This window comes from Terriglobales bacterium, assembly GCA_035543055.1.
Taxonomy (GTDB): Bacteria; Acidobacteriota; Terriglobia; order Terriglobales; family Acidobacteriaceae; genus JAIQFD01.
The window spans coordinates 1-12917 of the sequence record DATKKJ010000170.1; the positions used below are offsets into that span (position 1 = coordinate 1).

The 12917-nt window shown below is 65.4% G+C and carries 13 protein-coding genes; 12 read left to right on the forward strand and 1 reads right to left on the reverse strand.

Going from position 1 to position 12917, the window contains the following annotated elements; all coding sequences use genetic code 11:
- The 12 genes from VMS96_11345 to VMS96_11400 form a co-directional block, all read left to right on the forward strand.
- A partial coding sequence (locus VMS96_11345; protein ID HVP44020.1) for a cytochrome c3 family protein occupies positions 1–306 on the forward strand: 306 nt, incomplete at its 5' end.
- A gap of 14 nt (positions 307–320) precedes the next feature.
- Entirely contained in the window at positions 321–3413 is a 3093-nt protein-coding gene (locus VMS96_11350; protein HVP44021.1) for a TAT-variant-translocated molybdopterin oxidoreductase, read from the forward strand.
- Positions 3414–4790, forward strand: a complete 1377-nt coding sequence (nrfD, locus tag VMS96_11355) for an NrfD/PsrC family molybdoenzyme membrane anchor subunit (GenBank protein ID HVP44022.1) — start codon at positions 3414–3416, stop codon at positions 4788–4790.
- On the forward strand, positions 4787–5323 hold the full coding sequence (locus VMS96_11360; GenBank protein HVP44023.1) for a DUF3341 domain-containing protein: 537 nt from the start codon (positions 4787–4789) through the stop codon (positions 5321–5323). Before nrfD ends, VMS96_11360 begins: the two co-directional genes overlap by 4 nt.
- A gap of 19 nt (positions 5324–5342) precedes the next feature.
- Positions 5343–5954, forward strand: a complete 612-nt coding sequence (locus tag VMS96_11365; protein HVP44024.1) for a cytochrome c — start codon at positions 5343–5345, stop codon at positions 5952–5954.
- Positions 5951–7180: a hypothetical protein gene (locus VMS96_11370; GenBank protein HVP44025.1), complete on the forward strand. Its 1230-nt coding sequence runs from the start codon at positions 5951–5953 to the stop codon at positions 7178–7180. Before VMS96_11365 ends, VMS96_11370 begins: the two co-directional genes overlap by 4 nt.
- A complete protein-coding gene (locus tag VMS96_11375; protein ID HVP44026.1) occupies positions 7173–7688 on the forward strand; it encodes a hypothetical protein in 516 nt (171 codons plus the stop codon). Before VMS96_11370 ends, VMS96_11375 begins: the two co-directional genes overlap by 8 nt.
- Before the next feature lie 5 nt (positions 7689–7693).
- On the forward strand, positions 7694–8536 hold the full coding sequence (locus VMS96_11380) for an SCO family protein (GenBank protein HVP44027.1): 843 nt from the start codon (positions 7694–7696) through the stop codon (positions 8534–8536).
- Between the two features lie 3 nt (positions 8537–8539).
- Positions 8540–9571 carry a cytochrome c oxidase subunit II gene (gene coxB / locus VMS96_11385; protein ID HVP44028.1) on the forward strand — a complete coding sequence of 344 codons (1032 nt, stop codon included), beginning with the start codon at positions 8540–8542 and terminating at the stop codon, positions 9569–9571.
- A complete protein-coding gene (ctaD, locus tag VMS96_11390) occupies positions 9568–11199 on the forward strand; it encodes a cytochrome c oxidase subunit I (GenBank protein ID HVP44029.1) in 1632 nt (543 codons plus the stop codon). The genes coxB and ctaD overlap by 4 nt, the downstream gene beginning before the upstream one ends.
- The gene (locus VMS96_11395) at positions 11189–11881 is read left to right on the forward strand and encodes a cytochrome c oxidase subunit 3 family protein (GenBank protein ID HVP44030.1); all 693 of its coding nucleotides are present in this window, start codon (positions 11189–11191) and stop codon (positions 11879–11881) included. The genes ctaD and VMS96_11395 overlap by 11 nt, the downstream gene beginning before the upstream one ends.
- Before the next feature lie 8 nt (positions 11882–11889).
- Positions 11890–12180, forward strand: a complete 291-nt coding sequence (locus tag VMS96_11400) for a cytochrome C oxidase subunit IV family protein (GenBank protein HVP44031.1) — start codon at positions 11890–11892, stop codon at positions 12178–12180.
- Positions 12181–12187: 7 nt separating this feature from the next.
- Here the strand turns inward: VMS96_11400 and VMS96_11405 are convergent.
- Positions 12188–12917 (reverse strand): hypothetical protein (locus VMS96_11405; protein HVP44032.1); only part of this gene is annotated, 730 nt, incomplete at its 5' end.

The window sequence follows — 12917 nt, forward strand, 5'->3', positions numbered from 1 at the left end:
ATCCACGTGAACAAGGGAGTGGGGTGCGCGAGCTGCCACGGTCGCGTGGACCGCATGCCCCTGACCTACGAGGCCAACTCGCTGCAGATGGAGTGGTGCCTCGACTGCCATCGCGCTCCCGACAAGTACCTGCGGCCGAAGACCGAAGTCTTCAACATGGAGTACGAGCAGCCGTCGACAGAGAAGAAAGTGTCGGTGGCGGGGAAGATATACACCGACCAGCGGACGCTGGGGCGGGACCTCATCAAGCTGTATGGCATACGCAGTCCGGGCGATCTGACCAGTTGCTCGACCTGCCATCGATAGGATTCATCGCATTGATGCTAGACGGTAAGAAAAGCTGTCACGACCAGAAGTTGATCCAGATCGCGGCGGCGGAGGAGCGCCTGGAGCTGGCCGAGGTCCGCGAGAAGCTGGCGCAGGCACGCGGCCCCAAGTTCTGGCGCAGCCTGGAAGAACTGGCGGCCACGCCCCAGTTCGAGGACATGCTGCACCGCGAGTTCCCGCGGCACGCCTCGGAGTGGCGCGAGGGCGAGAAAGGATTCTCGCGACGCGATTTCCTGAAGCTCTCGGCGGCGTCGCTGGCTTTCGCCGGACTCGCCGGGTGCACGAAACAGCCGCTGGAACCCATCGTCCCCTACGTCAGGCAGCCGGAAGAGATGGTGCTGGGCAAGCCGCTGTTCTTCGCGACGGCCATGACGCTGTCCGGCTACGGTAAGCCGCTGCTGGTAGAGAGCCACGAGGGGCGGCCGACCAAGATCGAGGGCAATCCCGACCATCCCGCCAGCCGCGGGGCCTCGGACCTGTACGCGCAAGCGTCGATTCTGTCGCTGTACGACCCGGAGCGCTCGCAGACCATCCTCAACCGCGGCCAGGTGCGGCCGTGGGGCAGCCTGGTGGGGGCGATCAAGAAGGCCCTAGCACAACCGGGGAGCGGAGCCGGCTTGCGGATCCTGACCGGCGCAGTCTCGTCGCCGACGCTGGCGTCGCAGATCCAGCAAGTTCTGAAACTGTATCCCGGCGCTAAGTGGCACCAATGGGAGCCGAACCACCGGGACACGGCGCGGAATGGTGCGGTCATGGCCTTTGGGGAGCCGGTCGAAACTCACTACCACCTCGACAAGGCGGACGTGGTGCTTACGCTGGATGCCGACTTCATGTCGGCGGCCGGCCATCCGGATTTCATGCGGCTGTCGCGCGACTTCATGCAGCGCCGGCGCGATCCCAAGCAGGGCATGAGCCGGTTGTACGCGCTGGAGAGCACGCCCAGCAACACCGGCGGCAAGTCCGACCACCGGCTGGGTGTGCGCGCTTCGGAGGTACAGCTGCTGGCGCGGGCCATCGCCGGCAGGCTGGGCATCGTTTCCGCCGGTCCGGCGGAGGTCGTCCACGAGAAGTGGATCGAAGTGCTGGTCAAGGACATGCAGTCGGCGCGCGGTCGGTCTGTCGTGATTCCCGGCGAGCACCAGACCGCTGAGGTGCACGCGCTGGCGCACGCCATGAACGCGGCGCTGGGCAATGTCGGCCAGACGGTCACCTACACGGAATCGGCGCTGGCACAATGGGTGGACAGCAGGGCGTCTTTACGCGAACTGGTCAGCGACATCAACGCGGGCAAGGTCAGCCTGCTGCTGATGCTTGGCGTGAACCCCGTGTATGACGCACCTGCCGACCTCGGTTTAGCCGAAGCGCTCAAGAAAGTCGGGCTGAAGATCCATCTCGGTCTGTATGTGGACGAGACCGCCGCCGCCTGCGACTGGCACCTCCCCGAGGCGCACTACCTCGAACATTGGAGCGATGTCCGCAGCTTTGACGGCAGCGTGTCCATCGTGCAGCCGCTGATCGCGCCGCTCTACAGCGGGCGCAGCGCCCACGAACTGTTGGCAGCCCTGACCGTCAGCACGGAGCAGTCTAGCTATGACATCGTGCGCGCCTACTGGCGAAGCCAGTACAAGGACGCCGATTTCGAGAGTGCCTGGCGGCGCTGGCTGCACGACGGCCTGCTCGCCAACTCCGGCTTCACTCCGAAACAACTTTTCGCCAAGACTCCCAGCCTGCCGGCGGAGATGAAGCCGGCGGTGCAGGGCATCGAGGTCATCTTCCGCCCCGACCCGACCCTCTACGACGGCCGCTTCGCCGCCAACGGCTGGCTGCAGGAGGTCCAGAAGACGGTCAGCACCCTCACCTGGGAGAACGCCGTGATGGTGGGCGCGCGCATGGCACAGCGCGAGGGCTTGCAGTACGGCGACGTGGTCGATCTCGACTATGGCGGCAAGACCATGCGCGGGCCGGTGTACATCCTGCCTGGACATCCCGACCATTCGGTGACCGTACACCTCGGCTACGGCCGGACGCGGGCGGCACTCGCCGGCACCGCCAAGGGCTTCGATGCCTATCCGCTGCGCACCAGCAGCGCGCCCTGGTTCGGCGGCGGCGCCAGCCTGCGCAAGGCCGGGGAGCGGATCACTCTGGCGACGGTCCGCAACCATCATGTGATGGACATCAGCGAGCTGGGCAAAGAGGCAGCTGCGCGCGAGGTCGTGCGCTCGGCCACGCTCGACGAGTTCCGCAAGGACCCGAACTTCGCCCGCGGCGATGAGCCGGCGGAAGCCATGACCATGTACACACCCTATCACTACGAGGGCTACGCCTGGGGCATGGCCATCGACATGAACGCCTGCATCGGCTGCAACTCGTGCGTAGTGGCCTGCCAGTCGGAGAACAACATCCCGGTGGTAGGGCGCGAGCAGGTCATCAACTCGCGCGAGATGCACTGGCTGCGTATCGACGCCTACTACCAGGGCGATCCCGACAACCCCAAGCTCTACTTCCAGCCCGTGCCCTGCATGCAGTGCGAGAACGCGCCCTGCGAGCTGGTGTGTCCGGTGGGCGCCACCGTCCACAGCTCCGAGGGGCTGAACGACATGGTCTACAACCGCTGCGTGGGGACGCGCTATTGCTCCAACAACTGTCCCTACAAGGTGCGGCGCTTCAACTTCCTGCTGTTCCAGGACTGGGAGTCGCCCAGCCTGAAGCTGATGCGCAATCCGGACGTCAGCGTGCGCAGCCGCGGGGTGATGGAGAAGTGCACCTACTGCGTGCAGCGCATCAACGCCGGGCGCATCGAGGCCGAGACCCAGGACCGCAAGGTGCGGGACGGGGAGATCCAGACGGCGTGCCAGCAGGCGTGCCCCACCCAGGCCATCGTTTTCGGCGACATCAACGACAAGGGGAGCGCGGTGGCGCGCTGGAAGCAGGACCCCCGGAATTACGGCCTGCTGGCCGAGCTCAACACCCGGCCCCGCACCACGTACCTGGCGGAGGTCCGCAATCCCAGCCCCGAGCTGCACGAGACGGGCATCGGCAGGGCGCACGAAGGTCCCCACCCGATGAACCGCGAGGAGCACAAGTAGATGCCCGAGAAGCCGAGCCATCCGCTGCCGGGCAAAGCTCCAGTGCTCGAGCCGGGACACACCTTCGGGACGATCACCGACAAGATCAGTTCCATCGTGCTGACCCGCCGGGTGTCGCTCGGCTGGCTGGTGGGCTTCGGCGTCGGCGCGGGCCTGGCGGGCGTGCTGCTGGTGGCCGTCAGCTACCTGTTCCTGAAGGGCGTCGGGATCTGGGGCATCGACATGCCGGTGGCGTGGGGCTTCGCCATCGTCAATTTCGTGTGGTGGATCGGGATCGGGCACGCGGGCACGCTGATCTCGGCCATCCTGCTGCTGCTCAAGCAGCAGTGGCGCAACTCCATCAACCGCTTCGCCGAGGCCATGACCCTGTTCGCGGTGATGTGCGCCGGGATGTTCCCGGTGCTGCACCTGGGGCGGCCGTGGCTGGCCTACTGGCTCTTCCCCTATCCCAACACCATGAACATCTGGCCGCAGTTCCGCAGCCCGCTGGTGTGGGACGTGTTCGCGGTCTCGACCTACTTCACGGTGTCGCTGCTGTTCTGGTTCGTGGGCCTGATCCCCGACCTGGCGACCCTGCGCGACCGCGCCACCAACCGCGTCACCCGGGCCGCTTACGGGTTCCTGGCCATGGGATGGCGGGGCTCGGCGCGACACTGGAAGCGCTACGAATCGGCCTACCTGCTGCTGGCCGGACTGGCGACCCCGCTGGTGCTCTCGGTGCACACGGTGGTGTCGTTCGATTTCGCGGTCTCCATCGTGCCCGGGTGGCACACCACCATCTTCCCGCCCTACTTCGTCGCCGGCGCCATCTACTCCGGCTTCGCCATGGTGGTGGTGATGGCCATCCCCATCCGCCACTTCTACGGGCTGCAAGACATGATCACCGAGCGCCACCTGGAGAACTCCGCCAAGGTCATGCTGGCCACCGGCCTGATCGTCGCCTACGGATACTTCATGGAAGTCTTCATGGCCTGGTTTGGCGGCAATCACTTTGAGCAGTACATGATCTTCAACCGCATGCGCGGGCCGTACGCGGTGCTCTACTGGTGCCTGATCCTGTTCAACGTCGCCATCCCGCAGCTGCTGTGGGTGCGCCCGATCCGCAAGAGCCCCTTCTGGCTGTTCATCCTCTCGCTGGACGTGCTGGTCGGGATGTGGCTGGAGCGGTTCGTGATTGTCATCACCAGCCTGCACCGCGACTACCTGCCGTCGTCGTGGGGCATGTACTGGCCGACGGTGTGGGACTGGGCAACCTACGTGGGGACCATCGGCTTCTTCGTGATGTGCATGTTCCTGTTCATCCGCTTCCTGCCCATGATCTCCATCTTTGAGATGCGCACGCTGCTGCCGGAAGCGGAAGTGGAGGCTGGAGATTGAAGCGCCCGCCGATCCATGGCCTGATGGCCGAATTCGATAACGCCAGCGACCTGGTGCAGGCGGCGCACCGCGCCTACCAGGCCGGTTATCGCCGCATGGACGCCTACAGCCCCTTCCCCATCGAGGAACTGAGCGAGGCCATCGGATTCCATCACACCAACGTGCCCCTGGTGGTGCTGATCGGCGGCCTGCTGGGCGGGCTGAGCGGCTACCTGATGCAGTACTGGGTCTCCGCCCTCAATTACCCGCTGAACGTCGCCGGGCGCCCGCTGAACTCGTGGCCGGCGTTCATCGTGGTGACCTTCGAGATGACCATCCTGGGGGCGGCGCTGTTCGCGGTGCTGGGGATGCTGGCCCTGAACGGCCTGCCCATGCCCTATCACCCGGTGTTCCACGTGGAACGTTTCGCCTTCGCCAGCAAGGACCGCTTCTTCCTGTGCATCGAGGCCCGCGACCCCAAGTTCGACCGCAAGGGTACCGAGGATTTCCTGCGCTCGCTGAGCCCGCGCGAGGTCACGGAGGTGCCGCATTAAACGGACGGCGCCCATCCTGTTGCTCGCGTCGCTCGGCTTGTCGCTCATGACCGGCTGCCGCCTCGACATGCACAACCAGCCGAAGTACATCCCGCTGCGGGAGAGCGAGTTCTTCGCCGACGGCCGTTCCGGCAGGCCGCTGGTGCCGGGCACCGTGCCGCGCGGCGAGCTGCGCGACGACGCCTCGTACTACACCGGGCTGGTCGGCGACAAGCTGCTCGACACCATGCCGGTGCCGGTGAACAAGGACTTGCTGAAGCGCGGGCAGGAGCGCTTCAACATCTTCTGCGCGCCCTGCCACTCGGCGCTGGGCGACGGCCAGGGGACGATCGCGCGCCGCGGCTACCTGAAGCCTCCCAGCTTCCACGATGACCGCCTGCGCGACGCGCCCCTGGGGCACTTCTACCGCGTCATGACGTATGGCTCCGGGGCGATGCCCGATTATGCGCAACAGATCCCGCCCGCCGACCGCTGGGCCATCGTGGCCTACATCCGCGCGCTGCAACTCAGCCAGGCGGCGCCTGCCAGCGACGTGCCCGAGCGCGACCGGCCGTTGCTGGGCCAGCCGCCCAGCAAGGGCGAAGCCGCTCCGGCGAAGACGGGGCCGGTTGGAGGAGAAGAAAAGAAGTGAACGCTTTCACCCAACCGAACTTCGAGCTGATGGCGCCGCGCGAGCTGACCGGAAAGATGCGGCGGCGTTCGCTCCTCGCCGGGGCGATCGGCGCCATCGCGCTGCTGATCGGCGTCTTTGTGGACCCGGCCCAGTTCTTCCGCTCTTATCTCCTGGGATACGTGCTGTGGATCGGCATCACCCTGGGCTGCCTGGCGCTGCTGATGTTGCAGCACCTGAGCGGCGGCCAGTGGGGCTTCCTGATCCGCCGTCCGTGTGAGGCCGCGACCCGCAACTTCCTGCTCATGCTGGTGCTGTTCGTGCCGCTGTTCTTCGGGCTGGGGCATCTGTACCACTGGTCGCAGGCCTCGGAGTTGGCCCACGACCTAGTGCTGCGCAACAAGCTGATATGGCTGCGCACGCCCTGGTTCGTGGCCCGCGTGTTCATCTACTTCTTCATCTGGATCGCCCTCTCGGTCGTGCTGAACCGGCTCTCGCTGGCGCAGGACCGCGCCGGCGAGGACGCCCCCGAACGGGTGAGCATCCGCCGCACCTTGCAGGGGATCAGCGGCCCGGGCCTGGTGCTGTGGGCCCTGACCGTCACCTTCATGTCGATCGACTGGGTGATGTCGCTGGACCCGCACTGGGCCTCGACCATCTACGGCCTGCTGTTCATGGCGGGACAGGGGCTTTCGGCGCTGGCGCTGATGATCGTCGTGCTGCTGATCCTGCGCAAGTACCCGCCGTTCGCCCAGATCGTCGCGCCCGTGCACTTCCACGACCTGGGCAAGCTGCTGCTGGCCTTCGTGATGCTGTGGGCTTACTTCGCCTACTCGCAGTTCCTGATCATCTGGGCGGGAAACCTGCCGGAGGAGATTCCCTGGTACCTGGGACGCACCCATGGCGGATACCGGCTGGTGGCCTTCGTGATCATCCTTTTCCACTTCGCGCTGCCCTTCGCCATGCTGCTGTCGCGCGACCTGAAGCGGAATGGCCGCAAGCTGGCGCTGGTGGCGTCGCTGCTCATCGTGATGCGCTGGCTCGACCTGTTCTGGCTGATCGCGCCCAACCCGCTGCCCGGCGCCGCCCACGGCATCGGGTTCTCCTGGATGGACATCGCCGCTCCGCTGGCCATCGGCGGACTGTGGCTGGCGACCTTCTTCTGGCAACTGGAGGCCCAGCCGCTGGTGGCGGTGCGCGACCCGCTGTTCAGCGCCCTGTTGGCCAAGGAACACGTTCATGACTGAGCATCACCACGAACCCGACCTCTCCAGCCTGCGCAATCCGGGTGTCAGTTACGAACCCAGCGATGCCAGTGTGCGCGGCGTGGTGTGGTTCCTCGTGGTCCTGACCCTGGCCGGGATCCTGATCCATCTGGTGCTGGTCGGGCTCTACAAGCTCCTGGCCGGGCCGGGGGTGTCGCTCGAACTGCACCAGGCGGCGGGGTCGGTCTATGCCAAGCCGCCGCAGCCGCCGGAGCCGCGCCTGCAAGCCGACGCGGTAGTGGAAAACAACCAGATGCGGGAGCAGGAAGAGCAGCGCCTGACCAGCTATGGCTGGGTGGACCAGGCGGCCGGAGTGACCCACATCCCCATCGAGCGCGCCATGGACCTGGTGGCGCAGCGCGGCATTCCGGCGCGGCCGCCGCAGCCCGCCACCCAGTATCGCGAGACTTTGAACATGGGCGTCCCGGCGCCGGGAGGCATGGCCGTCCCGGCCGCGGAGGCGCAGAAACGCACACCGCCTCAAAAGTAGGAGTCATGCAACAAGGATTCATCAAGACGATGGCATTCATGGCGGCCCTGCTGCTGCCGCTGGCGGGCCGCGCCGACGACCGGCGCCTGGTCCCGCCGGAGAAAGACACGCGCCCCTTGCTCCTGCAGAAGGTCTCTTTCGACCAGAAGCTGGGCGCGCAGCTCCCGCTCGACCTCAAGTTCCGCGACGAGTACGGCAACCAGATCGCGCTCGGGCAATATTTCCACCAGAAGCCGGTGATCCTCAGCCTGGTCTATTACCAGTGTCCCATGCTGTGCACGCAGGTGCTGAATGGGATGGTGAGCGCCTTCCTGCCGCTGAGCTTCAGCGCCGGCAAGGAGTTCGAAGTCGTCACCGTCAGCTTCGATGCGCGCGAGACGCCGGCGATGGCGGCCGCCAAGAAGGAAACGTACCTCAAGCGCTACCGGCGGCCCTCGGCCTACGACGGCTGGCACTTCCTGACCGGCGACCAGGCCTCGATCGACGCCCTCACCCAGGCGGTCGGCTTCCATTACGCCTTCGACCCCAAGCTGAACCAGTTCGCGCACGCCAGCGGCATCATGGTCATCACGCCCGAGGGCAGGATCGCCCAGTACTATTACGGCATCGAGTATTCGTCGCGCGACCTGCGGCTGGGCCTGGTCGAGGCCTCGAAGAACAAGATCGGCACGCTGGTGGACCAGGTGCTGCTCTACTGCTACCACTACGATCCGGCGCAGGGACGCTACGGCGCCATCGCCATGCGCATGATGCGGCTGGGCGGCGTCGCCACTGTGCTGCTGCTGGGCGGGTTCATGATCGTCATGTTCCGCCGCGACGCCCGCGCCGCTCCGGGGAGGGCCGGCTAGCCTATGTGGCAGAACTTCCCCTTGTTTCCGGCGCAGGCCTCCACTCAGGCGGGCAAGACCGACGCGCTCTATTTCTTCCTGATCGCGGTGACCGCGTTCTTCACCGTGCTCATCTTCCTGACCATCCTGGTGTTCGCCATCAAGTACCGCCGGTCGGTCCACCCCAAGGCAGTGCCGATCGAGGGCAACAACGTCCTGGAAGCCGGGTGGTCGCTGCTGCCGCTGGCCATCGCCATGGTGATGTTCGTCTGGGGAGCATGGGTGTACTTCAGTTACGCCAGCGTTCCCAAGAACGCCATCCAGGTGTTCGGGGTCGGCAAGCAGTGGATGTGGAAGTTCCAGCACGCGGACGGGCAGCGCGAGATCAATGAGCTGCATGTGCCGGTGGGGCAGCCGGTGGCGGTCACGCTGATCTCGCAGGACGTGATCCACAGCTTCTTCGTCCCCGCCTTCCGGGTGAAGATGGACGTGCTGCCCAACCGCTACCGCACCGTCTGGTTCCAGGCCACGCAGGCGGGGAGCTATCACCTGTTCTGCGCCGAGTACTGCGGCACCCAGCACTCCGGGATGATCGGCCAGGTCGTGGTCATGGAGCCGGCGGACTACGAGCGCTGGCTGACGCAGAACGGCGAAGGCTCGATGGCCTCGTCGGGCGAGAAGCTTTTCCGGCACTACGGCTGCATCAGTTGCCATCGCGCCGACAGCGGCCAGCGGGGCCCGGACCTCGCCGGGCTGTTCGGCAAGCAGGTGTTCCTGAGCGACGGACGCTCCCTGCTGGCCGACGAGAACTACATCCGCGAATCCATCCTCGACCCCAAGGCCAAGATCGTGGCCGGCTTCCAGCCCATCATGCCCACTTTCCAGGGGCAGGTGAACGAAGAGGAGATGCTGCAGCTGGTGTCGTACATCAGGTCGCTGAAGCAGATGCCGCTGAACGTCAACCCGGACGCCGACATCCCCTCGCCGGAGATGCGGCGCCGCAACCCCGAGGTCCAGCCTGGCCCGGGTGAACCGATGAAGGTCCCGAACCAATGAGCACCGTCGCCCAAACCGCAGCCCCGCCGCGCGAGCACTACCTGAACATCGAGTACGGCATCAAGTCGTGGCTGCTGACCACCGACCACAAGCGCATCGGGCTGCTGTACCTGATGGCGATCACGTTCTTCTTCTTCATCGGCGGCGCCTTCGCCACCGTCATTCGCCTGGAGCTGATCACTCCCGCCGGCGACCTGCTCACCTCCGACACCTACAACAAAATGTTCACCATGCACGGGATCATGATGGTGTTCTTCTTCCTGATCCCGTCGGTGCCGGCGGTGCTGGGCAACTTCCTGGTGCCGCTGATGATCGGGGCCAAGGACCTTGCCTTCCCCAAGATCAATCTGCTGAGCTGGTACCTGCTGATGGCCGGCGGGATGATCACGCTGTACTCGGTGATCGCCGGCGGCGTGGACACCGGCTGGACCTTCTACACGCCCTTCAGCACCACGTTCTCCAATACCCACGTGATCGGGGCGGCGGTGGGCATCCTGGTCGCCGGCTTCTCCTCGATCTTCACCGGGCTGAACTTCATCGTCACCATCCACCGCATGCGGGCGCCGGGGATGACCTGGTTCCGCCTGCCGCTGTTCCTGTGGTCGAACTACGCGGCTTCCATCATCATGGTGCTGGGCACGCCGGTGGTGGCCATCACCATCGTGCTGGTGGCGCTGGAGCGCGCCTTCCATATCGGCATCTTCAATCCCGCCCTGGGCGGCGATCCGGTGCTCTTCCAGCACATGTTCTGGTTCTACTCGCATCCCGCGGTGTACATCATGGTCCTGCCCGCCATGGGAGTGACCAGCGAACTGATCAGCACCTTCTCCCGCAAGACCGTGTTCGGATACAAGTTCGTGGCCTTCGCCAGCGTGGCCATCGCGGTCTTCGGCTTCCTGGTGTGGGCGCACCACATGTTCGTGGCCGGCATCTCGGTCTATGCCGCGATGATCTTCTCCATCCTGAGCTATCTGGTGGCCATTCCCTCGGCGGTCAAGGTCTTCAACTGGACGGCTACGCTCTATAAGGGCTCGATCTCCTACCGCACGCCCATGCTCTATGCCTTCGGCTTCATTGGGCTGTTCACCATCGGCGGCCTGACCGGCCTGTTCCTGGCCTGCCTGGGTGTGGACGTGCACGTCACCGACACCTACTTCATCGTCGCCCACTTCCACTACATCATGGTCGGGGGGACAGTGATGGCCTACCTGGGCGGGCTGCACTACTGGTGGCCCAAGATGACGGGCCGCATGTATCCCGAGGGCTGGGCCAAGCTCTCGGCGCTCATCATCTTCCTCGGCTTCAACCTGACGTTCTTCCCCCAGTTCGTCGTGGGCTACCTGGGGATGCCGCGGCGCTACCACGCCTATCCCCCCGAGTTCCAGGTGCTGAACGTGATGTCGAGCGCGGGGGCATCGATCCTGGCGGTGGGCTACGTATTGCCGATGATCTATTTCGTGTGGTCATTGCGTTACGGGGAGCGTGCCGGTTCGAATCCGTGGGGCGCCACCGGCCTGGAGTGGCAGACCACTTCGCCGCCGCCCACCCACAACTTCCACGAGACGCCGGTCGTGGAGCAAGAGCCGTACGATTACGAGGCGTTGCCGGAGGTCGAGTTTGTCGCATAGCGAACCATCGGTGCTCCAGGTTCCCGAGCTGCAGAGCCACTTCGGTGACATGGCGCAGCAGAAGGAAAGCGCCACCTTCGGCATGTGGCTGTTCCTGATCACCGAGGTCATGTTCTTCGGCGGCCTGTTTTGCGCCTACCTTGTGTACCGCCTGCAGTACTTCGGGGCCTTCGCGGCGGGCAGCCAGACGCTGGACATCAGGCTCGGGGCCCTGAATACCGCAGTGCTGCTGGCCAGCTCGTTCACCATGGTCCTGGCCGTCCACGCCGCCAAGATCGGCAGCCGCAAGCTGCTGGTGTGGTTCCTGGTGGCGACCATGTTCTTTGGCGCCGTCTTCCTCGGCATCAAGGCGGTGGAGTGGCACGAGAAATACGAGAAGCACCACATTCCCGGCCCGGACTTCCACTTCGAGGAGACGCTCACCGGCCACTCGCCCATGGTGGTGGACGAGCGCCACGCCCAGCTCTTCTTCGGCTTTTATTTCGCCATGACCGGCATGCATGCGCTGCACATGGTCATCGGCATGGGGTTGCTGACCTGGCTGCTGATCGCGGGCGCGCGCGGCGCCTACACCCCCGAGTATCACAACCCGGTGGAGAACGTGGGCCTGTACTGGCATTTTGTGGACATCATCTGGATCTGGCTGTTCCCGCTGCTGTACCTGATCAGCCGGCACTACTGAGGAGAAACATGTCGAGCGAGACCGTCACCGGACCCCGGACCTTCGCCGTGATCTTCGTCGCGCTGCTGGCGCTGACCGGCACGACCGTGTGGGTGGCGTTCGTCAACCTGGGCTGGTTCAACCCGGTGGCCGCCCTGGCGATCGCCTGCGCCAAAATGCTGCTGGTGGCCCTGTTCTTCATGGAGGTCCGCCACAGCAGCCGCATCACCAAGATCGCGGTCAGCGCCGGGTTGTTCTGGCTGCTGATCCTGCTGGCGCTCACCTTGAGCGACTACCTGACGCGCTGGTGGCCCGCTTGACCAGCGACTAGCGTTTGGCGAGGGGCGGCAGGATCACTCGCATGGCGCGCGGGGCGACGGTCACTTCCACCGGCGTCTGGCAGATGAATTCGCCATCCGCATAGACATCGAGCGTCGTTTCCGTTTCCACCCTTACCCGTTCCGCCTGGAAATACTCGACCTCCTTGATCCCGACGTGCTTGCCGGAGAAGACGGTGGGGAAGAGTCGCAGCAGCCGTGCCTTGCCGACCTGACGCACGAAGCAGACATCGAGCAGGCCGTCCTCGAGCCGCGCCGTGGGCGTGATGCGCATGCCTCCGCCGTAGGATTGGGCATTGCCGAAGGCCACGAACATTGCAGGCTCGCTGATCCTGCGTGAGACAGGCGCCCCCGCCTGTCCTTCCATCAAGCCAGCCGAGGGCGGCTGGCCTACACCACACTCGACCGTGATCTTCTGCGGTTTGAACGCCGCCACCGCTCCGATCACCGCTGCGATATACCCGCCGTTCGCCCGCAGCCAGCGCGGCATGGCATTGGCGCGGCGGTTGGCCTCCGAGTCCAGTCCGACCCCGCCGACACAACAGAAGTAGGAGACGAACTTGGGCGCATCGCCCTCGAGGCGGCTGATCATGCCCAGGTCGATGCGGCGGGAACGCTCGGCGCCGCTGCAGAAGCCGCGCCAGGCGGCCAGCGCGGCCGCCATCGTGCCGAATCCCAGAGCCCGGTGGAAGTCGTTGCCGCTGCCCAGCGGCACCGGC